The sequence below is a fragment of the Zoogloea sp. genome (assembly GCF_023150065.1).
GTDB lineage: Bacteria > Pseudomonadota > Gammaproteobacteria > Burkholderiales > Rhodocyclaceae > Zoogloea.
This window is the reverse complement of the sequence record NZ_JAKLLN010000037.1, coordinates 1-24,707: the sequence shown is the minus strand read 5'-3', so window position 1 is coordinate 24,707 and position 24,707 is coordinate 1. Positions and strand designations below refer to the sequence as shown.

20 protein-coding genes and 4 pseudogenes are annotated in these 24,707 nt (G+C 63.2%); 12 read left to right on the top strand and 12 right to left on the bottom strand.

The window, feature by feature from the left end; genetic code table 11:
• Together L6Q67_RS22790 and L6Q67_RS22785 are read left to right on the top strand one after the other, a co-directional pair.
• Window positions 1-279, top strand: a pseudogene (locus L6Q67_RS22790) (amino acid ABC transporter ATP-binding protein); the annotation flags it as partial.
• Window position 280: 1 nt separating this feature from the next.
• The gene (locus L6Q67_RS22785) at window positions 281-1,222 is read left to right on the top strand and encodes an asparaginase (protein WP_296575510.1); all 942 of its coding nucleotides are present in this window, start codon (window positions 281-283) and stop codon (window positions 1,220-1,222) included.
• Between the two features lies 1 nt (window position 1,223).
• Here L6Q67_RS22785 and L6Q67_RS22780 read toward each other — a convergent pair whose 3' ends face one another.
• Window positions 1,224-3,002, bottom strand: a complete 1,779-nt coding sequence (locus L6Q67_RS22780; protein ID WP_296575507.1) for a monovalent cation:proton antiporter-2 (CPA2) family protein — start codon at window positions 3,000-3,002, stop codon at window positions 1,224-1,226.
• Between the two features lie 325 nt (window positions 3,003-3,327).
• Between L6Q67_RS22780 and L6Q67_RS22775 the strand changes: the two genes are divergently transcribed.
• Window positions 3,328-4,533, top strand: coding sequence for a PEP-CTERM sorting domain-containing protein (locus tag L6Q67_RS22775; protein ID WP_296575504.1), 1,206 nt, complete (start codon window positions 3,328-3,330; stop codon window positions 4,531-4,533).
• Window positions 4,534-4,613: 80 nt separating this feature from the next.
• On the opposite strand, the gene cysB is transcribed toward L6Q67_RS22775, so the two are convergent.
• Window positions 4,614-5,555 carry an HTH-type transcriptional regulator CysB gene (cysB, locus tag L6Q67_RS22770; RefSeq protein WP_296575501.1) on the bottom strand — a complete coding sequence of 314 codons (942 nt, stop codon included), beginning with the start codon at window positions 5,553-5,555 and terminating at the stop codon, window positions 4,614-4,616.
• Window positions 5,556-5,693: 138 nt separating this feature from the next.
• Between cysB and L6Q67_RS22765 the strand changes: the two genes are divergently transcribed.
• The 6 genes and pseudogenes from L6Q67_RS22765 to cysN all read left to right on the top strand — a co-directional run bounded on the left by L6Q67_RS22765 (window position 5,694) and on the right by cysN (window position 11,682).
• Complete coding sequence (locus L6Q67_RS22765) at window positions 5,694-6,473, top strand: sulfite exporter TauE/SafE family protein (protein ID WP_296575498.1); 780 nt, start codon at window positions 5,694-5,696, stop codon at window positions 6,471-6,473.
• Between the two features lie 32 nt (window positions 6,474-6,505).
• On the top strand, window positions 6,506-8,188 hold the full coding sequence (locus L6Q67_RS22760) for a nitrite/sulfite reductase (RefSeq protein ID WP_296575495.1): 1,683 nt from the start codon (window positions 6,506-6,508) through the stop codon (window positions 8,186-8,188).
• The gene (locus L6Q67_RS22755) at window positions 8,181-8,705 is read left to right on the top strand and encodes a DUF934 domain-containing protein (protein WP_296575492.1); all 525 of its coding nucleotides are present in this window, start codon (window positions 8,181-8,183) and stop codon (window positions 8,703-8,705) included. The genes L6Q67_RS22760 and L6Q67_RS22755 overlap by 8 nt, the downstream gene beginning before the upstream one ends.
• Window positions 8,706-8,716: 11 nt before the next feature.
• Entirely contained in the window at window positions 8,717-9,442 is a 726-nt protein-coding gene (locus L6Q67_RS22750; protein WP_296575489.1) for a phosphoadenylyl-sulfate reductase, read from the top strand.
• 27 nt (window positions 9,443-9,469) lie between these two features.
• Window positions 9,470-10,411: pseudogene (cysD, locus tag L6Q67_RS22745) on the top strand (sulfate adenylyltransferase subunit CysD); the annotation flags it as partial.
• Window positions 10,411-11,682, top strand: a complete 1,272-nt coding sequence (gene cysN, locus L6Q67_RS22740; protein WP_296575486.1) for a sulfate adenylyltransferase subunit CysN — start codon at window positions 10,411-10,413, stop codon at window positions 11,680-11,682. The pseudogene cysD and the gene cysN, both read left to right, overlap by 1 nt.
• Window positions 11,683-11,821: 139 nt before the next feature.
• On the opposite strand, the gene L6Q67_RS22735 is transcribed toward cysN, so the two are convergent.
• The 8 genes from L6Q67_RS22735 to L6Q67_RS22700 all read right to left on the bottom strand — a co-directional run bounded on the left by L6Q67_RS22735 (window position 11,822) and on the right by L6Q67_RS22700 (window position 21,096).
• Window positions 11,822-14,197, bottom strand: a complete 2,376-nt coding sequence (locus tag L6Q67_RS22735; protein WP_296575483.1) for a chemotaxis protein CheW — start codon at window positions 14,195-14,197, stop codon at window positions 11,822-11,824.
• Window positions 14,198-14,233: 36 nt separating this feature from the next.
• Window positions 14,234-14,599: a response regulator gene (locus L6Q67_RS22730; protein ID WP_296575480.1), complete on the bottom strand. Its 366-nt coding sequence runs from the start codon at window positions 14,597-14,599 to the stop codon at window positions 14,234-14,236.
• 23 nt (window positions 14,600-14,622) lie between these two features.
• Window positions 14,623-15,822, bottom strand: coding sequence for a methyl-accepting chemotaxis protein (locus L6Q67_RS22725; protein WP_296575476.1), 1,200 nt, complete (start codon window positions 15,820-15,822; stop codon window positions 14,623-14,625).
• Window positions 15,823-15,880: 58 nt separating this feature from the next.
• The gene (motB, locus tag L6Q67_RS22720) at window positions 15,881-16,885 is read right to left on the bottom strand and encodes a flagellar motor protein MotB (RefSeq protein WP_296575473.1); all 1,005 of its coding nucleotides are present in this window, start codon (window positions 16,883-16,885) and stop codon (window positions 15,881-15,883) included.
• A gap of 55 nt (window positions 16,886-16,940) precedes the next feature.
• Window positions 16,941-17,792, bottom strand: coding sequence for a flagellar motor stator protein MotA (gene motA, locus L6Q67_RS22715; RefSeq protein ID WP_296575470.1), 852 nt, complete (start codon window positions 17,790-17,792; stop codon window positions 16,941-16,943).
• 185 nt (window positions 17,793-17,977) lie between these two features.
• Window positions 17,978-18,523 carry a flagellar transcriptional regulator FlhC gene (flhC, locus tag L6Q67_RS22710; RefSeq protein WP_296575465.1) on the bottom strand — a complete coding sequence of 182 codons (546 nt, stop codon included), beginning with the start codon at window positions 18,521-18,523 and terminating at the stop codon, window positions 17,978-17,980.
• Between the two features lie 26 nt (window positions 18,524-18,549).
• Window positions 18,550-18,867: a flagellar transcriptional regulator FlhD gene (flhD, locus tag L6Q67_RS22705; protein ID WP_296575462.1), complete on the bottom strand. Its 318-nt coding sequence runs from the start codon at window positions 18,865-18,867 to the stop codon at window positions 18,550-18,552.
• A gap of 198 nt (window positions 18,868-19,065) precedes the next feature.
• Window positions 19,066-21,096 carry a diguanylate cyclase gene (locus L6Q67_RS22700; RefSeq protein ID WP_296575459.1) on the bottom strand — a complete coding sequence of 677 codons (2,031 nt, stop codon included), beginning with the start codon at window positions 21,094-21,096 and terminating at the stop codon, window positions 19,066-19,068.
• A 159-nt stretch (window positions 21,097-21,255) separates the two neighbouring features.
• Between L6Q67_RS22700 and L6Q67_RS22695 the strand changes: the two genes are divergently transcribed.
• A complete protein-coding gene (locus L6Q67_RS22695; RefSeq protein ID WP_296575457.1) occupies window positions 21,256-21,807 on the top strand; it encodes an NUDIX hydrolase in 552 nt (183 codons plus the stop codon).
• A gap of 10 nt (window positions 21,808-21,817) precedes the next feature.
• Here the strand turns inward: L6Q67_RS22695 and L6Q67_RS22690 are convergent, their stop codons facing one another.
• Together L6Q67_RS22690 and L6Q67_RS22685 are read right to left on the bottom strand one after the other, a co-directional pair.
• Complete coding sequence (locus L6Q67_RS22690; RefSeq protein ID WP_296575456.1) at window positions 21,818-22,480, bottom strand: energy transducer TonB; 663 nt, start codon at window positions 22,478-22,480, stop codon at window positions 21,818-21,820.
• A 9-nt stretch (window positions 22,481-22,489) separates the two neighbouring features.
• The gene (locus L6Q67_RS22685; protein WP_296575455.1) at window positions 22,490-23,851 is read right to left on the bottom strand and encodes an IS4 family transposase; all 1,362 of its coding nucleotides are present in this window, start codon (window positions 23,849-23,851) and stop codon (window positions 22,490-22,492) included.
• 71 nt (window positions 23,852-23,922) lie between these two features.
• On the opposite strand from L6Q67_RS22685, the pseudogene L6Q67_RS22680 reads away from it, so the two are divergent.
• Together L6Q67_RS22680 and L6Q67_RS22675 are read left to right on the top strand one after the other, a co-directional pair.
• Window positions 23,923-24,236 (top strand): annotated as a pseudogene (locus tag L6Q67_RS22680) (transposase); the annotation flags it as partial.
• Window positions 24,237-24,353: 117 nt separating this feature from the next.
• Window positions 24,354-24,644, top strand: a pseudogene (locus tag L6Q67_RS22675) (transposase domain-containing protein); the annotation flags it as partial.
• Window positions 24,645-24,707 lie beyond the last annotated feature (63 nt).

Genomic DNA, 24,707 nt, shown 5'->3' with positions numbered 1-24,707 from the left:
CTGGCCATGGACCCCATCTGCATGCTCTTCGACGAGCCCACCTCGGCCCTCGACCCGGAAATGATCAACGAGGTGCTTGACGTGATGGTGGAGCTCGCCCAGGAAGGCATGACCATGATGTGCGTGACCCACGAGATGGGCTTCGCCCGCAAGGTGGCCAACCGGGTGATATTCATGGACCGGGGGCAGATCGTCGAGGATGACAGCAAGGACGCCTTCTTCGACGCCCCCCGCTCCGAGCGCGCCCGACAGTTCCTGGCCAAGATCCTGCAGCACTGAGGTGGCACCGCCCCGCCTCCGCATCCTGGCCACCGGCGGCACCATCGCCGGTGAGGCCGACCCCGCCAGCGACGGCGCCCGCTACCGGGCCGGCGTGCGGCCGGTGGAGGCCCTGCTGGCTGCCGTACCCGGCCTTGATGGGGTCGCCCACCTCGACGCCGAACAGGTCCTCTCCCTCGACAGCAAGGACATGAGCCCGGACGGCTGGCTGCACCTGCTGTCTGCGGCCCGCCGGGCCCTGGCCGATGCGCAGGTGGATGGCCTGGTGATCCTGCACGGCACGGACACCCTCGAAGAAACCGCCTACTTCCTGCACCTCGCCCTGCCCGCCGGCAAGCCCGTCGTCCTCACCGGCGCCATGCGCCCGGCCGATCACCCCGAGGCCGACGGCCCCGCCAACCTGCGCGCCGCCGTCGCGCTGGCCGCCTCGGCCGGGGCGGCCGACAAGGGTGTGCTGGTGGTGATGAACGCCCGGGCCCACGGCGCCCGCCATCTGCGCAAGGCACGTACAACGGGCCTGGATGCCTTTGAGGCCGATCAGCCGTGGACCACGGCCCGGCCCGATGGCCGTTTCGCCAATCTGGCAACCACGATACTGCCCCGGGTGGACATCCTGCCCGGCTATGCCGGCGCCCCTGCCATGTTGATCGATGCCTGCGTGGCAGACGGCGCCCGGGGCCTGGTGCTGGCCCTCACCGGCCATGGTAGCGTCCCCACCGCATGGGAGCCGGCCCTGCAGCGGGCGCGGGAACAGGGTGTCGCCGTCCTCCGGGCCAGCCGCTGTGCCGGGCCGGTGATACGCAACGGCAATGCCGATGATGATGGTGCGGGCTGGCTCACCGCCGGTGACCTGCCCCCGCCGAAGGCCCGGGTGGCCCTGATGCTGGCCCTGGCAGCAGGCTGGGACGCCGCCACCCTGCAAGCACGCCTGCCGGGTTTCTGACTCAGCCGCCGCGGCCTTTGCGGGTAAAGGCCACGCGGGCTTCCTCCAGCACCTGGGCAAGCTCCTCGCGGGCTTCGAGGGACGACTGGATGAGTTTGCTCTCGTCGTGGGAAATGGCCTGCTGGCGGGCCAGTACTTCCGCATCATGGCGGGCAAAGCGGCTGACCAGCTGCTCGGCCAGCGCGGGCGGTTCGTGCAGCAACTCCAGCGTCCAGCGCGCCATCTCCAGGCTCGCAGGCAAGGTCTCACGGATCTGCCGCTCAATGCCCAGGTCCATCAGGCGGCCGGCATGGAAACGGTTGCGGGCCCGGGCCACGATCTGCACATGGGGAAAATGCCTGCGTACCAGCTCGGCGGTGCGCAGGGATGCCTCCACATCGTCGATGGCCAGCACGAAGACCTTGGCCTTGTCGAGCTGGGCGGCGTGCAGAAGATCCAGATGCGCGGCATCGCCGTAGAAGACCTTGAGGCCGAATCGCCGCACCGTATCCACCTGACCGGCATCCGCATCCAGAGCGGTGAAGCTGACCCCCCGCGCCAGCAGCAGGCGGCCGACAATCTGCCCGACCCGCCCGAAACCGGCAATCACCACCTCGCTCGAATGCACCGGCAGATCGTCATAGGCGCGTACCGGCCCCTTGCCCCGGGTGGCCTCGGCGATCCGGTCGCCGAGCAACAGCAACAAGGGGGAAACCGCCATGGACAGGGCCACGACAAGGGTCAGGCGGTCGGCCTGCACCTCGCCGAGCACCCGGAAGGACTGGGCCGCGTCGAACAGCACAAAGGCAAACTCCCCCCCCTGGGCCAGGGCCAGGGCCAGGGCGCGGGCCTCCGGCGCCGGGCCGCCGACGATCCGGCGCAATACGAAGAGCACGATGAACTTGATGAAGATGAGGCCCAGGGTGAGGCCGAGGATCTGCAGGGGCTGATCCACCAGCAGACGCAGGTTGGTGGACATCCCCACCGCCATGAAGAACAGGCCGAGCAGCAGCCCCTGGAAGGGGGCGATGGACGCCTCGAGCTCATGCCGGAACTCGGAATCGGCTAGCAACACGCCGGCCACGAAGGCCCCCAGGGACATGGACAAGCCCCCCGCCTGCATCAGCAAGGCCAGACCCAGCACGGTCACCAGGGCGGCCGCGGTGAACATCTCCCGGCTATTCACCCGGGCCACATGCCGGAACAGGGCGTCGAGCAGGGGTCGGCCGATGAAGGCGACCACCACCAGCAGGCCAAGGCCAACGCCCGGGTGGGTCAGCGCCGTCGGTTTGCCCGTACCGAAGAGCGGGATCAGGGCCAGCAGGGGGATGACCGACAGATCCTGGAACAGCAGGATGGCAAAGGCTTCCCGCCCGTGGCGGGTCGACAGCTCGCGCCTTTCGGCCAGCGTGGGCAGTACGAAGGCGGTGGATGACAGCGCCAGGATGATGCCCACCACGACCGCCGCCGACACCGACAGCCCCAGATAGCGCCCTGCCCCTGCCAGGGCCGCAGCCACCCCGAACAACTGCAGCGCCCCCAGGCCGAACACCGAGCGGCGCAGGGCCCACAGACGCGAGGGCTTCAGCTCAAGGCCAATGACGAAGAGCAGCATGATCACGCCGAGCTCGGCGGTATGCATCAGGTTGTCCGGGTCGCGCACCAGCTTGATCCCGGACGGCCCGATCAGCATTCCGACCGCCAGATAGCCCAGCACGGTTCCCAGCCCGGCCCGCTTGAAAAGAGGCACGAACAGGACGGACGCCAGCAGCAGGGCAGCAAAGGTGGTCAGGGATTGCATGAACTGAAAGAAGTGACGAGCAATTCGGTATCCCGCAAGTCTCTCATAGTCCAGCAGCGCAATCCGTGACCGAAGAATCTGGAAACACTATTGCGGCCCGTTTATCACGGAGGGGTGCCACAAGCTCAAGCGGCCGGCGGACTGTGTCGGCTGGCTTTACACGCCAACAAACAGTGGGCTACCACATTCTTGGCAAACCGCCCTGCAATTGTTGAATTTTAACGATATACGACAATAGCGTTAAATTTGGCACAATCGATGCAGCTATGAAGAATAGGACCCCAAAACGATTAAGTTCTCTGATGACGACAAAGGGAGACGCATCATGAAACTCCAGCCTCTGAGCCTCCTCGCTGCGATCGCGCTGACATCCGCAGGCTTCGCCACTGGAGCCAGCGCCGCCAGCGCCCCCTTTACCTTTCTGCCCACACCGGAGAACAACGCCAACGCCTCCTACGGGATGTACAAGGACGGCACCGGCCAGCTGCGTGAGGCCATCATGATGAACGGCATCCCCATCGCCTTCAAATATGATGACGTGTGGTCTTACTCGGCCAAGCTCCTCGATGCCATCCAGTCGGACACCAACCCGACCAACTTCATCCCCACCGCGACTTTCGGCACCTACGACTTCTCCACGGGGACCGGGACCATCGCGGTCAATCTGAGCTCCAATGCCGGCGGTGCCACCAGCCTCAACCCGAACGGATCGGGGGTGAACTTCCAGGACCCGGTCAACCTGTCCAGCAACAACAACGTGATGGGCTGGACCTGTACCTGGGGCGGGCCGACCCAGTCGTGCACCAACTCCCCGACCGGCAACTACACCTATACGTCGCCGGCCGCCAACGAGCATGGCACCTCCACGGTCGGCAACATGCTGGCCTACCTGCACACCCTCAACCCGGATGCCAACATCCCGGTCTTCTATGCGGACTACAACCAGACCGGCAGCGTCGACTCCCTGTGGTTCAGCGCCAAGTTCGAGGTGTGGGACAGCAGCATGACCACCCGCAAGGGCATGTGGGCCCTCGACCAGACCAGCAACACCCAGTGGGACCAGGACGACCCGACCTTCAACTACGGGGTGGTCAACTTCTACGGCACCCAGACCGCCTGTGATGCCGCCGGCGCATACAACGCCATCACCAACCCGACCGGCTGTGCAGGGGTCACCGCCAACGGGGACGAGTACACCAAGCTGGAACACAACAAGGGCTCCGGCCAACCCGACTTCCTTGCCTACGCACCGGAGATGGACCTGAGCAAGTTCGACCCGTCCGACCTGATCGTGATCACGATGAGCCTCGGCTGCGTTCAGGATGCCACCGGCGCTTACATCGTGGGCCCCCTCACCGGTGGCGCCCCGAGCATCCAGAACAGCCTGGGGTGCAACACCAACGGCGGTGAGGAGTTCGGCATCGTCGGCGCCCTGACGGTGCCGAACCGCGTGCCCGAGCCTTCATCCCTGCTGCTCTCCGGCATGGCCCTGCTGGGTGCCAGCCGGGTACGGCGCATCATGCGCGCCTGAGAAAACGCGCAGGCAGTACCCTGACAGGCCGGGGCCCGCCCCGGCCTGTCGCGTTTGCCGCACACCGGCCCGACAAGCGCTTACAGGCCCGGGTCTTCCCCGCCGCCGGCCAGGGCGGCATCCACCACCCGGCGGGTCAGGTGCGGTGCGAAATATTCGATGAAGGCATACACATAGCCCCGCAGCCAGGCATTGCGGCGCAAGCCGATGCGCGTCGTGCTGGAGGCGAACAGATGAGCGGCATCCACCATCCCGAGCTCCTTGTCCACCGCCGGGTCGAAGGCCATCTTCGCGACGATGCCCACCCCCAGTCCCATGGCCACGTAGGTCTTGATGACGTCCGAGTCGATGGCGGTCAGCACCACGTTCGGCTTGAGCCCGCGCCCGATGAAGGCCTCGTTGATCTTGTTGCGCCCGGTGAAGGCGAAGTCATAGGTGACGATGGGGTAGCGGGCGATGGCGTCCAGGGTGAGGGGCTGGGTGCTGAGGATGGGATGCCGCACCGGCGCAATGATGCAGCGGTTCCACTGGTAACAGGGCAGCATCACGATGTCCTCGTGCTCGGCGATGGCCTCGGTGGCGATGGCGATGTCGGCCACGCCGGACAGGACGTACTCGCACACCTGAAGCGGGTTGCCCTGATGGAAGGACAGGCGCACGTTGGGGTAGCGGGCCATGAAACTGCGCACCACCGGCGGCAGGGCGTAGCGGGCCTGGGTATGGGTGAAGGCGATCGACAGGCTGCCTGTTGCCTCGTTGCTGAATTCGGCGCCGACTTCCCGAAGGTTGTCCACTTCCTGCAAAATGCGCGCCGCGATCGCCAGCACCTGCTTGCCCGGTTCGGTGATATCCACCAGCCGCTTGCCGTGACGGACAAAAATCTCCACCGCCAGCTCTTCCTCCAGCTGGCGGATCTGCTTGGACACACCCGGCTGGGAGGTAAACAGGGCCTCCGCGGCCTCGGACACGTTGAGGCGATGCCGGGCGACCTCGAAGACGTAGCGCAATTGCTGGATATTCACCTTGCCTCCCTTCCGGAGCGTGACCAACGCGCTGGCGCACGCCATTAGAACTTATACTTCTATCAGTCTAACCAAAAACCCCTTCTTGGATCTAACAACTCCCTCTACGATGCGCTGCACAAAGACCTTGGGCTTATCATGAGCATCGCGTACACCATTGCCGGCTTTTCCGTCGGCGCCATCGTCGGCCTGACCGGGGTCGGAGGTGGGTCCCTGATGACCCCCCTTCTCGTTCTGATGTTCGGCATCAACCCGTCCGTCGCCGTGGGCACCGACCTGCTCTACGCAGCCATCACCAAGGCCGGCGGCACCCTGGCCCACGGCATGAAGGGCACCGTGGACTGGGCCATCACCCGGCGCCTGGCCGCAGGCAGCATCCCCGCCGCCACCCTGACCCTGCTACTGGTCGGCCACTTTGCGCCGGGCGGCATCGGCGGTGCCGCGGCCCTGATCAAGACCTCCCTGGGCGTAGCCCTGCTGCTCACCGCCCTGGCCATTGTCTTCCGCAAGCAGATCCAGGCCTATGCCCTGCGTCACTCCAGCGGCCAGGAGAATCCCCGCCGCACAGCCACCCTCACGGTCATCACCGGCGCGGTGCTGGGCGTGCTGGTGTCGATCTCCTCCGTCGGCGCCGGCGCCCTCGGTGTCAGTGCTCTGTTCTTCCTCTACCCCCGCCTGCCCACCCTGCGCATCGTCGGCAGCGACATTGCCCACGCCGTTCCCCTCACCCTCGTGGCCGGCATCGGCCACTGGTTCCTGGGCAGCGTCGACTGGTCGCTGCTGGGCAGCCTTCTGATCGGCTCCCTGCCGGGCATCTGGCTGGGCAGCCACATTTCCACCCGGGTCCCCGACCGGGTGCTGCGTCCAATTCTGGCTACCATGCTGGTCTTGGTAGGCAGCAAGCTGATTGCGGCCTGACCGGCCCCTGAGAGAATAACCAGGACTAACCCATGTACCGTTACGACTCTTACGACCAGAAAATCGTCGACGAACGCGTCGCCCAGTTCCGCGATCAGACCCGCCGCTATCTGGCCGGCGAGCTGACCGACGACGAGTTCCGCCCCCTGCGCCTGCAGAACGGCCTCTATATCCAGCGTCACGCCCCCATGCTGCGGGTGGCCGTGCCCTACGGGCTGCTGGCGTCCCGCCAGATTCGCACCCTGGCCAACATCGCTCGCACCCACGACAAGGGCTACGCCCACGTCACCACGCGCCAGAACTTCCAGTTCAACTGGCCCGAGCTCAAGGTGGTGCCGGAGATCCTGGCCGAGCTGGCCCAGGTCGAGATGCACGCCATCCAGACCTCCGGCGCCTGCATCCGCAACATCACCTCCGACCCCTTCGCCGGTGTGGCCGGTGACGAGTACATCGACCCGCGCCCCTGGTGCGAGGTGCTGCGCCAGTGGAGCACCTTCCACCCCGAGTTCGCCTTCCTGCCGCGCAAGTTCAAGATAGCCGTCAATGGCGCCCACCAGGACCGCGCCGTGATCCAGTGTCACGACATCGGCCTCGAGCTCAAGCGTGACGCCGCCGGCGAGATCGGCTTCCGTGTGCTGGTCGGCGGTGGCCTGGGGCGCACCCCCATCATCGGCGAAGAGATCAGCGACTTCGTGCCCTGGCAGCACATCATCACCTACTGCGAGGCCATCCTGCGGGTCTATAACCGCTACGGCCGCCGCGACAACCTCTACAAGGCGCGCATCAAGATCCTCGTCAAGGCTCTGGGCATCGCCGAGTTCAAGCGCCAGGTCGAGGAGGAATGGACCTTCGGCAAGAACGGCCCCAACACCCTCACCGAAGCCGAAGTGGCCCGCGTTGCCGCCCACTTCACCACCCCCGCCTACACCCAGCTGCCGGGCGACGACGCCGGCTATGCCGCCCAGCGCGCCGCCAACCCGGCCTTTGCCGCCTGGGCCAAGCGCAACGTGCTGGCCCACAAGGTGCCCGGCTACGCCGTGGTGGTGCTGTCCCTGAAGGACCCGAAACGCGCCCCCGGCGACATCACCGACGCCCAGCTCGACCTGGTGGCCGATCTGGCCGACGCCTACAGCTTCGGCGAGATCCGCGCCACCCACGAGCAGAACCTGGTGCTGGCCGACGTGCAGCAGTCCGACCTTTTCGCCGTCTGGGAGAAAGCCCGCGCCGCCGGCCTGGCCACCCCGACCTTCGGCCTGCTCAACGACATGATCTGCTGCCCGGGGGGCGACTTCTGCGCCCTGGCCAACGCCAAGTCCATTCCCATCGCCAATGCCATCCAGGAGCGCTTCGACGATCTGGACTACCTCTACGACATCGGCGACCTGGAGCTCAACATCTCCGGCTGCATGAACTCCTGCGGCCACCACCACGTGGGCCACATCGGGATCCTCGGCGTCGACAAGAACGGCTCCGAGTGGTACCAGGTCAGCCTCGGCGGCAGCCAGGGAAATAGCACCAGCATCGGCAAGGTCATCGGCCGCTCTTTTGCGGCCGCCGAAATGCCCGACGTGATCAGCAAGGTCATCGACGTCTATCGGGCCCAGCGCCAGGAGGGCGAGCGTTTCATCGAAACCGTCCGCCGCATCGGCCTCGACCCGTTCAAGATTGGTGTGTATGGCGACGCCGCCATCATCGAAAGGAAGCAGAATGCCTAAGCTCATCAGGAACGGCCGAGTGGTCGACGACAACGCCGAGATCCTCGTCCTGGACGAGACCCAGGCCCCTGAGGCCCTGAACCTGCCCGAAGGCCCGGTGTTCGTGCCCCTGGCCGTGTGGCAGGCCCACAAGGGCGTCCTGTCCGGCCGCCCGAGCCTGGGCGTGTGGCTGGACAGCCACGAGGGCGTGGAAGATCTGGCCGGCGATCTGGACAGCCTCCAGGCCATCGCCCTCAACTTCCCCAAGTTCACCGATGGCCGGGCGTATTCGGGCGCCGCCCTGCTGCGCAGCCGCTATGGTTTCAAGGGCGAGATCCGTGCCATCGGTGACGTGCTGCGCGACCAGTTCTTCTTCATGCAGCGCTGCGGCTTCGACGCCATCCAGCCCAAGGCCGGCAAGTATTCCGACGCCCAGCTCGAAGAGGCCCTGGCCAGCCTGCAGGACTTCTCCACCCCCTACCAGGCCGCCATCGACCAGCCCGAACCCCTGTTCCGCCGCGCTGCACGCGCCGCCTGAGGAGGCTCGCCATGCATCCCAACCAGAACCCCAAGCTCGACGATCCCGCCCTCCTGGCCAGCCTCGAAGCCAAGGTCGCCCAGCTCAAGGCCGACCTGGCCGCCTGGGCCGCCGAGCTGCCGGCCATCACCATGGCCAACAGCCTGGGCGCCGAGGACATGGTGCTCACCGACGTGATCTGCACCAGCTGCCTGCCCATCGAGATCTTCTCGCTGGACACCGGCCGCCTTCCCCTGGAAACCTATGACCTGATGGCCAAGGTGCAGGAACACTACGGGCTGAAGCTCAAGTTCTTCTACCCGAACCAGACCGCCATCGAAACCTTCACCCGCGAGAACGGCATCAACGCCTTCTACGACAGCGTCGAACTGCGCAAGGCCTGCTGCCACGCCCGCAAGGTCGAGCCCCTGGGCCGCGCCCTGGCTGGCAAGCAGGCCTGGATCACCGGCCTGCGGGCCCAGCAGTCCACCACCCGCACCGACCTGCCCAAGCGTCAATTCGATGAAGGCAATGGCCTGGTCAAGTTCAACCCCCTGTCCGAGTGGACCGAAAAGGAAGTGTGGGCCTACATCCGCCTCAACAAGGTTCCGTACAACGCCCTGCACGACAAGTTCTACCCCAGCATCGGCTGTGCGCCCTGTACGCGCCCCGTCTCCATCGGTGAGGACGTGCGCGCCGGGCGCTGGTGGTGGGAAAATCCGGAAACCAAGGAATGTGGTCTGCACGTCAAGAAGTGACGGACAGTCAAGAAACCTCAAACGAGTAAAGCAATGTCGACGCTCACCAAGCAAACCCTGAGCCACCTGGATTGGCTCGAATCCGAAGCCATCCACATCATGCGTGAAGTGGCCGGCCAGTGCAGCAATCCGGTGCTGCTGTTTTCCGGCGGCAAGGACTCCATCTGCATGCTGCGGATCGCCGAAAAGGCCTTCCGCCCGGGCAAGTTCCCCTTCCCCCTGATGCACATCGACACTGGCCACAACTACAAGGAAGTGGTCGCCTTTCGCGACAAGCGCGCCGCCGAGCTGGGCGAGCGCCTGATCGTGCGCTCGGTGGAAGACTCCATGAAGCGCGGCACCGTGGTGCTCAAGCACGAGAACGAGTCCCGCAACAAGCACCAGTCGGTGACCCTGCTGGAGGCCATCGAGGAGTTCGGCTTTGACGCCTGTATCGGCGGCGCCCGCCGGGACGAAGAGAAAGCCCGCGCCAAGGAACGCATCATGAGCTTCCGCGACGAGTTCGGCCAATGGGACCCGAAGAACCAGCGCCCCGAGCTGTGGAACCTCTACAACGCCCGCAGCCACAAGGGCGAGAACATCCGTGCCTTCCCGATCTCCAACTGGACCGAGATGGACGTGTGGCAGTACATCGAGCGCGAAGGCCTCGAGCTGCCCTCCATCTACTTCGCCCACACCCGCCCGGTGGTGATGCGCCAGGGCGCCATCGTGCCGGTCAATGTGCCGCTGATGAACGGCGAGCTGACCAACCTGCCCAAGGCCGGTGAAGAGATCATCGACCTGCAGGTGCGCTTCCGCACCGTGGGTGACATCTCCTGCACCGCGCCGGTCCAGTCGGATGCGGACACCGTCGGCAAGATCGTGGTGGAAACCGCCACCACCACCATTACCGAGCGCGGCGCAACCCGTCTGGATGACCAGACCAGCGAAGCCTCCATGGAACAACGCAAGAAAGAGGGTTACTTCTGATGACCGCCCATGTTGAAGATCACGGCCTGCTGCGCTTCCTGACCTGTGGCTCGGTGGATGACGGCAAGAGCACCCTGATCGGCCGTCTGCTGTTCGACACCAAGACCATCCTGGCCGACACCCTCAGCGCCATCGAGAAGACCTCCAGCAAGCGCGGCATGACCGCCGTGGACCTGTCCCTGCTGACCGACGGCCTGCAGGCCGAGCGCGAGCAGGGCATCACCATCGACGTGGCCTACCGCTACTTCTCCACCGGCACCCGCAAGTACATCATTGCCGATGCGCCGGGCCACGAGCAGTACACCCGCAACATGGTGACCGCTGCCTCCACCGCCAACCTCGCCATCATCCTGATCGACGCGCGCAAGGGCGTACTCACCCAGACCCGCCGCCACAGCTACCTGGCCAAGCTGGTGGGCATTCCCCACGTCATCGTGGCCGTCAACAAAATGGACCTGGTGGACTACGACCAGGCGACCTACGACGCTATCGTGGCCGAGTACAAGTCCTTCGCCGAACAGATCGGCCTGAACGACGTGCGCTTCATTCCCCTGTCGGCCCTTGTCGGTGACATGATCGTGGACCGGGGCGACAGCCTTGGCTGGTACCAGGGCCCCACCCTCATCGACATCCTCGAAGCCGCCCCTGCGGCCCACACCGAAAAAGCCGAGAGCTTCCGCTTTCCGGTGCAGTACGTGTGCCGCCCCCAGGCCTCCGACAACCCCGAGCTGCACGACTACCGGGGCTTCATGGGCCGGGTCGAGTCCGGTGAGATCAAGGTCGGCGACAGCGTCACCGTGCTGCCCAACGGCCTGAGCACCAAGGTCAAGGACATCCAGCTCTACGGCAAATCCATCGGCAAGGCCATCCACGAGCAATCGGTGACCCTGCTGCTGGAAGACGAGATCGACATCTCCCGGGGTGACATGATCGTGAGCAGCGACGAGCTGCCCAGCCAGACCAAGCAGGTGGACGCCATGGTGTGCTGGCTCTCCGAAACGCCGCTGTCGCCGGCCCGCACCTACTGGCTGCGCCACACGACCCGGGAAGTGAAAGCCAAGGTGGCCAGCATTGCCCACCGGGTAGACATCAACTCCCTGGCCAACGAGGGCGCCACCACCCTGGCGATGAACGACATCGCCCAGCTCACCCTCAAGCTGGCCCAGCCGATCTTCGCCGACAACTACACCGACTCCCGTGCCACGGGCGCCTTCATCCTGATCGACGAGTCCAACAACAACACCGTCGGCGCCGGCATGATCGTGGGCTGAAGCCCGGATCTCCGCCACGCCGGGTTCCGAGGGCCGCATCTGCGGCCCTTTTTTCATCGTTGAGCCGCCTGGGGCCCGAAAAAAGAAATGGCCGCCCGAAGGCGGCCAAAGTCCCGGGTGGGACGAGCGAATCGATGACTCAGGCAGCGGCCGGCATGACCCGCCGGGCCATGCCCACGAGCATGGGTACGTCCAGAATCAAGGCCACGCGACCATCCCCCATGATGGTAGCGCCCGCCACGCCGGGCACCCGCCGGTAGTTGGCCTCGAGGCTCTTGATGACCACCTGGTGCTGGCCGATCAGCTGGTCGATGAACAACGCGGCGCTCTGGCCGTCGGCCTCGAGCACGACCATGATGCCCTTCTGCCAGTCGGTGATCGCGCCCTGGATACGGAAGACCTCATGGAGACAGATCACGGGGAGGTATTCACCCCGCACCTGGATCAGCCGCTCGACACCGGACACGCTTTTCATCATGCCCCGCTCGGGTTGCATGGACTCCATGACGTAGCCCAGGGGAATGATGTAGGTTTCCGGCCCGACGCCCACGCTCATGCCGTCCAGGATGGCCAGGGTCAGGGGCAGGCGCACGGTGATGCGGGTGCCGACGCCGGACATGGACTCCAGCTCGATCCGCCCCCCCATGGCCGAAATGTTCTTCTTCACCACGTCCATGCCGACGCCACGACCGGAGACTTCCGTCACCTGATCCGCCGTCGAGAAGCCCGGCTCCATGATGAGCTGCCACACCTCCTGGTCGCTCATGGTGTCACTGACCGCCATGCCACGCTCCTTCGCCTTGGCGAGGATGCGGGCGCGATTCAGGCCGGCCCCGTCGTCTCCGACCTCGATGACGATGTTGCCGCTCTGGTGGTAGGCGCTGAGGGTGATGGTGCCGGTTTCGGACTTGCCTGCGGCCAGACGTTTGTCGGGCGTTTCGAGACCATGGTCGAGACTGTTGCGCACAAGGTGGGTCAAGGGGTCGGTGATGCGCTCGACCAGGCTCTTGTCCATCTCGGTGGTCTCACCGATGGTCTTCAGCTCCACGTGCTTGCCGAGCTTCTGGGAGAGGTCACGGACCACCCGGGGGAAGCGGCTGAAGACGACGGAGATCGGCATCATCCGAATGGACATCACCGATTCCTGGATGTCGCGGGTATTGCGTTCGAGCTGGGCCAGGCCGTTGATGAGGCGTTCGAAGATGACAGGGTCGGCGTTGCTGGCGGCCTGGGTGAGCATGGCCTGGGTAATCACCAGCTCGCCCACCAGGTTGATCATCTGGTCGACCTTCTCGACACTGACCCGGATCGAGCCGTTGTCCCCCGTCCCGGCCGTCTTGGCAGGCGCCTTTCTGGCCGCAGTCGCGGGCGCCGCGGACGCAGGCACGGGCGCAACTGCCGTGGCCTCGGGCACCGAGGTCGGAGTGACTGCCGACGTCGGTGCCGCAGCAGCTGCCGGCAGGGGCTCGAACAGGCCGTAGGCGGTCTCCTGGGGAGCCTCGACGACGGCAGGCGAAGCAGGCTCATCGAACAGACCGTAGGCCGTCTCCACCGCTACCGGTGCAGCGGATTGCTCCAGGGCCGGCAGCTCGCTAAAGAAGCCGTAAGGCTCAGCCTCCCTTCGCGCCAGCAGGCTGGTGACCTCCGCATCGTCAAAAAAGCCATAGGCTTCCTGGGTTGCAGCGGGTGCCGAGGGTGCTTCGCCAAGCGGCTCGAAGAAACCATAGGCGTCGTCACTGGTGCGCCAGCTGTCACCGGACGATGTCTCCAGATCATCGAAGAAACCATAGGCCTCGCCGTCACCGGCCCCTTCCGCGAAGGGCTCGATCCGCAGCGATCCGGCATCCACGACAAAATCCAGGACACCTCGCAGCAGCTCGGCGTCCACATCGGTGGCGATGCGCAGGTGACACTCGCGCAGCCCATTCCCGGGCGACTGGATCGACTCGACCGCACCGAAGCTGCCCAGCTCCCTGAGCAGGTGGGCCAGGCTGCCGGTATCCTCGTCAGGAGCGCCGGCCAGCACGAAATGCAGATCAAACCCCATCCCCGAGGAAGCCGGCATGGCCCCATCGACAGGCAGCGCAGACGGTGCGGCAGGGGGTGTGACGGCTTTGGGCTCATCCAGCGCCCGGCACAGGGCCTCCAGGCGATGGCAAATGGCCTCGGCTGCGTCCCGGTCGGCATCCTCTTCGCCACGATGGGCGGCAAGGAGGTTCTTGAGCACGTCACCGGCGACCAGCGAGGCATCCACCATATCGTCGGTAAGGGGCGCTTCACCCTTGCGCACCCGGTCGAGCATCGTCTCGAGGATATGCGTGACTTCCATCATGTCCTGGAAGCCGAAGGTCCCGCTCGACCCCTTGATCGAGTGGGCTGCCCTGAACAGGGCGTTAACCTCTTCCGGATCGGGGGCGCCGGGATCGATCGCCAGCAGCAACGCCTCCATGCTCGCCAGGTGCTCCGCAGCTTCCTCGAAGAACACCTGGTAGAACTGGCTCATGTCTATGGCCATGCCTGTCTCCCGTGATGCACGACTGCCGATGCGGCCTTAGCCGATCACCTTCTTGACGACCTCGATCAGCTTCTGGGGGTCGAAGGGCTTGACCAGCCAGCCGGTCGCACCGGCCGCGCGCCCCTGGGATTTCATGGCATCGGACGACTCGGTGGTGAGCATGAGAATGGGCACGCTGCGGTACTGGGGCATGGCCCGCAGGGACTTGATCAGGGACAGGCCATCCATACGCGGCATGTTCTGATCGGTGAGCACGAGATTGCATGCCCTCGCCTTGGCCTTGTCGAGGCCATCCATGCCATCGACAGCCTCGACCACCTCGTAGCCGGCGCTTTTCAGGGTGAAGGACACCATCTGCCGGATGGAGGCAGAATCATCAACGGTGAGTACGGTCTTGGCCATCGTCATTTCCTAGGGTTCTGTGACTAAAACAAATCTATCTCGCCGTGCGAGACTTCCTGCTGACGCACCGGTCGAGCCCCGGTCTTCTCTTCAAGTGCAGCAAGCTGCACCCGCATTTCTTCCACCACCCGAAGGAGCGGCGCCGCATCGCCCGCGGTCGCAGCCTGCTGGATGCAGCCCGACAAGGCATCGAACTGCCCCATCAGCTGGGTCAGGCCATTCACGCGGCGATCCACGTGGGCAATCAATTGGGAAACCAGATCCTGGAACTGGAGTGCGGTCACCGCGCGGTTGACCTCGGCATCCATGACATGGGCGTGTTCGGCAAGATGGCCGATGGCATCGCCCCGCTGGCGGTTGAGTCCTTCCATGGAGATCAGGACCTGCTCCACCTGCTGCTTGGATTCAAGCGCAAAGTTCATATCGGTGGAGGCCAGCTTCTCGATCGCTTCTTCCGTTCCCTTCACGCCTTCCCGCATGCCCTGCATGACCACGGCGATCTGCTGACTGCACTGGCTGGTGCGGGTGGAGAGATCGCGCACCTCATCAGCCACCACCGCGAACCCACGCCCGGCCTCTCCGGCACGGGCGGCCTCGATGGCCGCATTGAGCGCCAGCAAATTGGTCTGCTTGGCAATGCCGGAGATCTCGGTGAGGATGGACTCCACGTCCCTGGCCCGCTTCGAGATCCTATCGGTCAGTTCGACAAGCTCCATGCCGAGCTTGCTGTTCATGATCACGCTGTCTACCACACGCTGCATGACGCCACTGGTCTGGGCGACGAATTCATCCAGGCGCATGCCCTCGTCACCCTCGGTATCGTCGCTGGCAAGGCTCATGGCGATCGCCTGCTGCGCGTTGGTGGCGGCGAGGATGCCGTGAAAGCTCCCGGTGAGGGAGGCAATGGCCCCAGAGAGCATCTGCTGCACCTGGTCAACCTCGTCCCGGATGCACTGGTACTGATTGCGCGAACTCACCGAAGCGTCGACCAACAAGGTTTCGACGGCCGCGCAGACTTCCCTGGATGAGACCTGCTGCTCGACAGCCTCCTCGGCTACAAGCCGGGAGGGCGAGGCCATGACGAGGCCTATCCAGCCCGGCACCACACCCGCCACAGCCAATACAACCGGCCAGCCTCCACCCTGCAGGTAAACAACCAACCCCGCCAGGAGACCTGACCACAGCAGGCCCAGCAGAATGATCGTTGTACGGGTGAGCTTCATAGTGGTTGGCTTGTCTGGAATACACGGATAAACATATCGTCACTCAGGAGTGATTCCTTTAGTGACCGGGCGCAGCAGGACGGCCGCCCGACTTCAGCCCGGCCTGGATCTCACTGGCCTCCAGGTTGTTCTCGGTACTGACCTCAAGCTTCTTCGAGTCCCCGGCACGCATGGCCGCTTCGGCCTGCTTGTTGAGCACGATGATGCTGATACGTCGATTGATCGGCAGGTTCGGGTTCTGGGGATCAAGGGGCAGCGTATCCGCCAACCCGACGACCCGTACCATCTTGCCCTCCGTCAGACCGCCTGCAACCAACTCGCGCCGGGACGCATTGGCCCGGTTTGCCGACAGCTCCCAGTTCGAGAAGCCCCGCTCGCCACCCGCATAGCGGGTCGAATCGGTGTGCCCCGAGAGACTGACGCGATTGTCCACGCCATTCAACGTGGCGCCGATGGCCCTTAGCAACTCCTGCGTGTAGGGCTTCAACGAAGCGCTCGACGAGTCGAACATCGGCCTGTTCTGCTCATCCACGATCTGGATGCGCAGCCCCTCGGTGGTGATATCCAGCAGCAACTGATTCTTGAAGGGACGCAGACTCGGACTGGCCTCGATGATGGCCTCAATCTGCCCCTTGAGGTCCTCCAGTCGTGCCCGCTCCTTGCGCTCCTCGGCCTTCTTGGCGGCCTCGGTGCCTTCATCGCCGGTCGGCTTGGTAGCCCCTTTGGCCGACTCTATGTTCATGGAGCGCTTGCCATCCACATCACCGCGCTTGACCTGCCCGACGGAACGGGTCAGATCCTGCCCGCCGCCGGCAATGGGGCTCGTTGCATCCCCTGCACCGGAGCCGCCACTCATTGCCACCTTGAGCGGTGAGTTGAAGAAATCGGAAATACCCTGCAGATCCCCCTGGGCTGTCGAACCCAGTAGCCACATGAGCAGGAAAAAGGCCATCATCGCGGTCACGAAGTCGGCGTAGGCGATCTTCCACGCACCACCGTGCGCCCCGCCGCCGCCCTTCTTGATCTTCTTGACGACGATTGGCTGCTGGGTATCGTCGCTCATCCAAAGCGCTCCTCACCCATTGGCACCAAGAAGAAGACCCGCCTCATCCTGAGCCTCACTTCCGGCTCTTGATCGCTTCTTCGAGCTCGGCAAATCCGGGCCGGTCGGTAGAGAAAAGCACCTTCCGACCGAACTCCACCGCCACCTGCGGTGCGTACCCGTTCATGCTCGCGAGCAGCACGGCCTTCATGCACTGGTAGATCTTTCCGCCCTCTTCCACCTTCTGCTCAAGCTGCCCGGCTACCGGCGCCACAAAACCATAGGAGATGAGAATACCCAGGAAGGTACCCACCAGCGCACCGCCGATCATCTTGCCAAGCACGGCGGGCGGCTGGCCGACCGAACCCATCACGTTCACAACGCCCATCACGGCCACGACGATACCGAACGCAGGGACCGCATCCCCCACCTTCGCCACCACATGGGCAGGCGTATGAGCCTCCTGGTGGTGGGTTTCCATCTCGACATCCATCAGATTCTCGATTTCGAAGGCGTTGAGATTGCCACCGACCATCATGCGGAGGTAATCACAAAGAAAATCCACCGCGTGGTGATCGGCCGTAAAGGCCGGGTACTTGGAGAGGATCGGACTGCCCTCGGGATTTTCGATATCCCCCTCGATCGACATCAGACCTTCCTTGCGGACCTTGGCAAGGATTTCATACAGCATGCACAACAGGTCCACATAAAAGGCCTTGTTGTACGGAGAACCCTTGAAGATCGTCGGCAAGGCGGCGATGGTCCCTTTAATGGCCTTGGGCCCGTTGCCGGCAACGAAACCACCAATGGTCAGACCCACAATCGCGATGTACTCGGTGGGAACCCACAAGGCCGCCAGGCTGCCGTGAACGGCATAGGTACCCAGGGATGCCGCCAGGATAATGACGTAGCCGACTATCAGAAACATCGCCGAAACCTCGTTCTGTGAATACGCCCCGGTGATGCAATCCGCAGCGCTTTATTCTTCAGGTGGGATATCGGCCCTGCCTGAAGAAACTTGAGCACCCGCAGCAAGCCTGTCGTCACCCGGTCACGCCAAAAAAAACCGCCGATCAAAAGCCGGCGGCCAAGCTCTCAGAGATCAGGGGTACTTCAAGGCTGTGTCGTCTCAAGGGGCTGCGGAGCCCGTCGGGTCTTACCCGCCCGCGATGGGACATGACACAAACCGCAGACATATTCATGTGTCGGATCAAAGGCATGGGAGACAAACTCGCCGCCACAGCAAGTGCACTTCGCGGACTGGAGCAGCTTTGCATCGAGGAACCGGATGAGCGTCCAGGCGCGAGTCAGGCTCAACACCTGCTCCATCTCGAAGGATTCAATGTGTTCGTTGTAAAGCCGGTAGGCTTGCACAATTGCGTCCAGGTCTTCCTGTTTGGCATGCAGCCGCACGAACCTGTAGAAAGCCATGAACAGTGACGCGTGGATGTTGGGCTGCCACGACATGAACCAGTCGGTGGAAAACGGCAACATACCTTTGGGCGGAGACACCCCTCGCACCTCTTTGTAGAGCTTGAGCAGCCGCTCTCGGCTCAACGAGGTTTCCGCCTCAAGCATCTGCATGCGGGCCCCGAGCTGAATCAGGTCCACGGCCTTCTGGATGTCCTGCGCCTCCTGCAATACGCTTTTGTTCCGCATGATGCCCTCAGGCCGCTACGTAACGGTCAGGCCAGGGTTTCCACCGGACGCCCAGCGGCCAGGATGGCGGCATGCAAGTGCGCGGCCCCCCGCTCCCGGCCATGGGAAGAAAGCAGGTCCACCAGCAGGCTGTCATTGAAGCGGAACTGACACAGCAGCATGTTTGAGCTTGCCATGCGCAACACCTGCGCAGAGCTCAGACCTTCAAGCATCTCGGCCACATCCTCGCCGACACCAAGTCGATAGATCGCGGCAGCACGATCCTCCCGCAACATTTGCTGGGCGAGCATCAGGTAGGCCAGGTTGAGCTCCCGAATCTCGGCGTGCATATTGCTGGTGCGCATGATCTTATCTCCTCGGCAGTCTGCCTTTTTCATGCGGCAAATTCTGCCGATAAGCGGCAAACACCACCATCCGCAGGCTTCGGATTCTGGCGTAGGATCAATTACGTAAACACGAGTAAGAAATCCGCCTACACAAGAACAGACATACAGCGCTTGCGCTCGCGCCGTCTGCACACTGCGACGCAGCAGGCAGAGTGTTCAGCGCGGTGGAACGATAGGCCCAGGGCGTAGGGACTGGGCCGTCATGATGCGGTTGCGCCCCTTGTTCTTGGCCAGATACAGTGCTTGATCAGCCCGCTTGATCAGCGCCTCGGGCTCACTCATCACTGTGTCACGCGTCGCCACGCCAATACTCACCGACATGTTGAGGGTTTGCCCTCCCTGCACCAAAGATGCGCTTTCCACCGCAAAGCGGACACGTTCGGCACAGGCCAGCGCCGCGTCCAACCCGGTATCCGGACAGATGACGAGGAACTCATCACCACCGGTACGGGCAACGATGTCCTGAGCCCGGAGCGCGCCCTTGACGGCACCCGCCACCTGCTTCAGCACCGCATCCCCAACATCGTGGCCGTAGGAATCGTTGTAAGTCTTGAACATATCCACATCGATCACCATGGTCGATAGCGGACGACGGGTACGGGAGGAGACCAACCACTCCTGCTGCCCACGTTCGATGGCGTAACGGCGATTCGGGAAACCTGTCAGGGAGTCAGTCAGAGCAACCTCCTGAAGGCGACGATTCGACACGGCCAACTCGGCGGCAAACCGGCGAATCTCCTCCCGGTCCCGATCAAGCTCCTGTTGCAGCCTGATGACCCGCTGCCCTGCCCGGAGTCGTGCAGCCAGCACCCGGGGTTTGATCGGCTTGTTCATGAAATCATCGACGCCGTTCTCGAAGGCCTCAATCAGCCGGTCCTCATCCTCCAGACTCGTCATGATCAGGATATAAAGCCCGCGACCGATCTTGGTCTGGCGCAATGCGCGGGTCAGCTCAATACCCGACATCTCCGGCATGACCCAGTCAATGATCATCAACTGGGGCTGGAACTCCAGCGCCATTTCCATGCCGGCCAGACCATCCGCCGCCTCGAGTACCTGATGCCCCACAGTCTCCAGCACCTTGCGGACAAGAGCACGCATGGATGCATCATCATCGACGATCAAGACCCGCATCGGCTGAATGCCGGACGCAAGCCCGTGGATCTGCGAGCCGGCAAAGGCCGGAGCATTTTCCTGGAGCACCCGCTGCTCTCCACCAACCTCCGCCAACGAGGATTGGGCCGCTGCCAGCCCCGCAGCAATCTCCTCCCCCCTGCTGGCAAGCTCGCTGAAAGGCGGGATCTCAAGCGTTTCAAGCTCCAGCAGGCTGCCCCACGCCTGCCATTCGCGCACGACGCCATCGCACAACTCACTGATGGCAACCCGATCCAGGCCAAGCCGGGCACCAATCTCGAACAGACGCCCCATCAGATTAGGCCGCTCAGCTTCCTCGGCGAGGCACACATCAGAGATGTAGGAGGCAAGACTCAAGGAATGGGCGATAACATACTCGCGGGAGCTCTCAAGATAACCGGCCTCCTCGGGCGACTCCGCAAAGAAGGCCGGCTCGTGAAAGATTCTGGGCAGGCCCCAGTCAGCCAGCATGGCAGCACCGAGTTCCCGGTGGTTTAGTGCAAATGCTCTCTGTTCCAGGGCCACCAAGGGCACATCCCTGTATTCGAGCGTCTGCTGCAGGACCTTGCCGTACTCGATGGGGTAGAGCGTTGCAAGCGCCAGTTCGCCAATCCTCGCAAGCAGCCCCAGGCAAAAGGTCTCCTCCGCAGCGGCCGCACGGGTGCGCTGGGTGATGGCTTGCATTCCAAGCGCATAAACCAGGCAACTTGTCCAGTAACGACCGTAATCAAAGCTCCTGCAGGCTCCGTCCCGATAACTCGACAGAAGAGAGAAGCCCAGCGCCAACGTCCGCACGGCCGGCAGCCCCAGGACCATCAAGGCCTCCTGAACGGATGCGATCGCTCGACGGTTGTAACCCGCCAGTCCGTTGGCGGCCTTGATGAGCCGACCGACAAACGCGGGGTCCGTCTTGATGATCCTCGCCAGGTCCCCCATCGAACTGTCTTCCTGCTGAATCAGCCGGATGATCGCCAACGCAACGCCCTTGGGCGAAGGTAGGTCGCCGGATGCCTTCAAGTGTTCAAACTTCGTTATGTCAATCGGCAAGGCCATGTCTGGTCCAATGAGGTTCTGCGGCCCAAAGCCACGCGTCACACATTATCGGACAGCGGCCTGCCGGTCTTTAGGAGATCTCCGCGAAAAGCGCAAAGCCCAGCGCCCAAGCAGGCACCTTGAATTAGAATCATGGGGTATCCATGCTTCCATCCGGCCATGAACTACTGCTCCCATTGCGGCGCTCAGGTAAGTCTCAAGATTCCGGCAGGCGACAGCCTGCCCAGGCATGTCTGCGACCAGTGCGGCACCATCCACTACCAGAATCCGAAGGTTGTGGTCGGGGCGCTGGTGGAATGGGAAGAGCGGATTCTCATGTGCCGCAGGGCCATTGAACCCCGCTACGGGTTCTGGACGCTTCCTGCCGGCTTCATGGAAAACAACGAGACATGCGGCGGCGCAGCCCTGCGCGAGACCTTTGAGGAAGCAGGAGCCCGCATCGCCCTAGGGCCCATGTTTTCCTTCGTTGATCTTCCCCATATCAGCCAGATCCACATCATCTACAGAGCCAGGCTGCTTGACCTGGATTTCCAACCAGGGGAAGAGTCGCTGGAAGCCAGCCTGATGACCGAGCAGGAGATTCCATGGTCAGAAATTGCCTTCCGCTCCGTGGACTACACGCTGAAATGCTTCTTTGACGATCGCCGTCGAGGCCAGTTCGACCTACACACTACGAGCCTGGTCATCCCTGTCGGCAGCCTGGCGAAATGACATTCGTCGGCTAAGGTTCTTCCGGCTCGAATACAACGGATAATCTGACCAAACCATCCTGTTCCTGATCCAGAGCGGGTAGCGCAACACGCCCAACGGCACGCCGGATCATCGTCAAGGCAAGGGTATCAACAGCATCCCTACCACTGGAATGTGCAAGTGCAACCCGCGGCATCCTTGTGCCGTTGGCAAGATGAATATCCACCACCGCGGTCCCGCTGGCGCTGGGCTCGCCATTTCTCGGTGGGCGAAAATCCAGCGCAGCCAACGCCACAGCAATCTTGTAGGCGTGCAGATCGAGCTGGGGCTGTAGGCCTTCGCTATCCTCCCGCGTCACCATAGGCTTATTGTCCTGAACGACACCACTAGCGACAGGATCTGCACTAACGGCTGCGTTTTGGCTGACGCTCTGATTGCTCTGAGGACGAGCCAGACGGCCCCTTGGCTGCGGAGTCGGCACGGTATCGCCGCCTTCGCCGAGCGGGCGCTCTCCAACATCCGCCATAACGGGATCATCAGCTTGAGTTAGCTGCACGTGCAGACTCTTGCTCGGCCCGGGCAAATCAATGCGCGACGCCGGCAGGGGCCAGAAAATCACCAAATGCGCGCATAGGGATAACAGGAGAATCTGTATTAGTGGCGGCCTGCCCATGAAGTCGCGAAATCCGAGCAATGCGATCGTTCAGGCAGCGCCCGCCTGCGTTCCGACCTGAAGACTGGTTGCCATGCGCTCCGCCTCCAACGGCCCGGCATGGCGCATACGGTCGACACAAGTCGCAAGCTGCTTGAAACCCAGCCAGAGGGTTCTAGGGCCTGGCTCACTGTCATGACGACGGGTAAAAAAGCCACCGGGCCGCGCAATAAGTCTTAAGACCTCATTGAGCGTCGGCACAGCTTTAGGCATGGCTCTCTTGTTCAGCAAGTAGGCGGCCCGCCACTCGTCGGCGTCAAACACAAGCCCTGCCGACAGATCTGGCTGAGTCCGCCCCAAGCGCATCAGCCGGTTGATCCGCCATGCGATCACCACGTACAACGCCGGTGCGCATTGCAGGTAACGCGTGTCACCGAGCTCAAGGCGCTCGACCCGGCAACCTTCCTTCAGCACAGCAAAGAACAGTTCAATTTCCCGACGACTGCAATACCAACCAAGCATCTCTGCGGCCTCCGCCAGCCCAGACACCGTCCGATTGGTCAGGAGTCGCCAGCAAACAGGCTTGTATCCCCGAGGAGCATTGACCTCATTGGCGAGCAGACAAGTCACATACAGCATGCCACCTTGACGATCAGGCACGCTCACGCGCCCAGCACGTACCTCCAACTCTACGACACGTGCCTTACGCCCCTGCCCGATAGGTACATCCAAGAACACCCGCCCCAAAGGCGAGGCGGCAGCCACCCGACCCCACCATTTCTCACCTTCGGGAAGCACCCGGCTGTGCTGGCAGCGCACCAAATAGTCTACGGGATATTCAAGCTGACGGGCTTTGAGCAGCAGGGTCAGAATGTCGGACTGCCTGTCTCCCACGCACACGTGACGAGTGCCAAGCAGGACGCGGGCCTGCCCGGCGATACGTTCATAGCTCTCCACCCAGCGGACACCCTCAAGAATTCCATCTCTCGGAGCATCACTCTTCTTGAACGCTCGGGCCCAAGTCCAGGCATTGATGACTCCCAGGGGTTCTCGCTCAGGACTCACAACATAGGTAGGGTGCAGGTAAAAGCCCCTTTGTGCTTCATAGGACAAAGGCCCGCGTCCACTCATTGCTTGGCCCTTGTAATCCAGCTCAGTCGTGCCCTGCAGACACAGCACCACCTTATGCTGGCAGATTCTCACCCGACTGGCCTGGGCATGAGCGGAAAAAACCTCCTCCCATGTAACCTGATCGTGGCTCAAAAAACCATATGCCGCCGTGGTCTCCACCCAGCTTCGACAGCTATCTGAAACAACCTCCCCGGACTGCATCTCCAGATGCTCGGCCAGCAAAGGCCCCCGCCCACTGCGCTGATGAGTATCCTGCTCTATCGCCCTAAACTCGTCCGCCACCCCAGCCTCCAACTGCATTTTAAGTTATTTGGCATACAGGATACATGTTGGAGAATGGATTGCAATCCGATGTCTTTGTGTGGTTGTGCGCCAAACGGAGAGTGGCCGCCGATGGAACGGGACTGGCCCGTGCCATCGATTACAGCCTCAAACGCTGGCCAGCGATCCTGCGCTATGTGGAAAGTGGCCAGTTGCCCATCGACAATAACCCCATTGAGAATGCCATCCGGCCGATTTGCCTGCGCCGGCGCAATTGGCTCTTCGTGGGCTCCGAACGGGCAGGCAGCGCGCTGCGGCCATCCAGAGCCTGCTGGCCACCGCCAGCCTCAATGGACTGGAAACCTACGCCTGGCTGCGCAGTACCCTGGGGAAACTCCCGGCCTAGCCCCACAGTCGAATCGATGAGTTGTTACCGCTGGGCAGCCTGGTGATTGACGTCGATGCCACTCCCAAGGACGTCATCGACACTCGGATCATCTCACGCGGATCCCCGCAAGGTGGGCCGGTTGGACACTTACACTGGATCGAGAACCAGATCCGGCCGATTGCCATCGGCCGCAAGAACTGGCTCTTTGCGGGCTCGCTGCGCGCCGGCAAGCGGGCGGCGGCGATCATGAGCCTGATCCAGTCGGCACGCCTGAATGGGCATGAGCCCTACGCCTATCTGAAGGACGTCCTCACCCGCCTGCCGACTCAGCCGCAGAGTCGGATCGGGGAGTTGTTACCCCATCGGTGGAGGCCGGATTGTAAGCCCCCGGCCAACCCATCTTCCCCCATCGGCTTAGCTCGCTAAGCATAGTGTCCACTACGCATAGAAGTGGACACTTTCATGAACGTCACGAAGCCCCGCCGTACC